Source organism: Amnimonas aquatica, assembly GCF_002943415.1.
In the GTDB taxonomy this organism is placed as follows: domain Bacteria; phylum Pseudomonadota; class Gammaproteobacteria; order Pseudomonadales; family Moraxellaceae; genus Perlucidibaca; species Perlucidibaca aquatica_A.
The window spans coordinates 1-1,267 of the sequence record NZ_PTQZ01000342.1 but is presented as its reverse complement, the minus strand read 5'-3'; the positions used below and the strand labels follow the sequence as shown (position 1 = coordinate 1,267).

General features: G+C 66.9%; 2 protein-coding genes. Both read right to left on the bottom strand.

Annotation, left to right across the window (positions count from 1 at the left end; genetic code table 11):
- The coding region (locus C5O18_RS09785) for a Y-family DNA polymerase (protein ID WP_162495445.1) at positions 1-765 on the bottom strand (765 nt) is incomplete at its 3' end.
- Between the two features lie 7 nt (positions 766-772).
- The gene (gene umuD, locus C5O18_RS09780) at positions 773-1,210 is read right to left on the bottom strand and encodes a translesion error-prone DNA polymerase V autoproteolytic subunit (RefSeq protein ID WP_105193435.1); all 438 of its coding nucleotides are present in this window, start codon (positions 1,208-1,210) and stop codon (positions 773-775) included.
- Between the last annotated feature and the right edge of the window lie 57 nt (positions 1,211-1,267).

Sequence of the window (1,267 nt, the reverse complement as noted above, 5' to 3'; positions counted from 1 at the left end):
GGCGGCGAAGGAGCGCGATGACACGATCTGCCGCCTGGGCCTGCCAACCTCCTCCATGTCCAGGCAGGGCTGTCCGTTCAGCTCCCGCACGGTCTTTTCCAGCACGACGCCATAACGCTGCCGGATGCCGCTCGACGCGGCACGCTTGAGATCTAGCACGGAGCTTATGCCTTCGGCGGTCAGGCGCCGGCCCAGCCGCGAGCCGACGCCCCAGACCGCGCGCACGGGCAGCGCCGCCATCAGCGCATCCTGTTCGGACTGCGCGCAGTCGAACAGGCTGAACACGCCATCCGTGCCCGGCTGCTGCTTGGCGATGAGGTTAGCCAGCTTGGCCAGGGTCCGGGTCGGGCCGATGCCCACCCCGCAGGTGATGTGCGTGCCGCGCCTGAGCCTGGTGCGGATATCCCGCGCCCTGGCGGTCAGGTCGGACAACCCCGTCAGGTCCAGGAAGGACTCGTCGATCGAGTAGCTCTCGACCACCGGACACAGGCCCTGCAGCACCATGAGCATGCGCTCGCTCATGTCGCCGTAGAGGGTGTAGTTGGAGCTCCTGATCACGACACCGTGCTGCTCGCAGAAGCCCTGCCACTGGTGGATGGGCGCCGCCATGGGCAGCCCCAGCGCCCTGGCCTCGGCCGAACGCGAAACGATGCAGCCGTCGTTGTTCGACAGCACGACCAGCGGCACGCCCTCCAGCCCGGGCTGGAAGATCTTCTCGCAGGTGGCGTAGAAGTTGTTGGCATCGACCAGGGCATGGGCCTGCATGGCAGCCTCAGCGGGCACCATTAAGGGTGGCGAACTCGACGATGCAGGCCGTGACCACTCCGAAGATGTGCAGCTCCTCGCTGACCCGGATCACCGGATACCGGCCGCTCGCATTGTCGGGATGCAGCTCGTAGCGACCACCGACCTGCCGCAGCCGCTTCACCGTATGCCTGCCATCGACGCTGGCGATCACGATGTCTCCGGGCACCGCGATGCGGGCGCTGTTCACCACCAGGATGGCGCCGTCCTGGATGCCGGCATCTTTCATGGACTCGCCGGCGGCGCGCACGAAGAAGGTGGCGGCGGCGTCATGCACCAGCCGCTCGTTGAGGTCGATGCGGCGCTCGACATAGTCGGCCGCGGGCGACGGGAAGCCGGCGGGGATGCTGGCCTCGAAGAAGGGGAGCGGAAGCTGGGGCGGGCTGCCTGCATAAATACTGTTCATTAGGGCAGTATATTGGGTTACCAACAACATAACCACCATGCAGGCCGCCCGCCCCGG

Excerpts from the sequence above, each read along its gene's own strand:
- umuD (WP_105193435.1), bottom strand. The coding sequence starts at position 1,210 with ATGAACAGTATTTATGCAGGCAGCCCGCCCCAGCTTCCGCTCCCCTTC.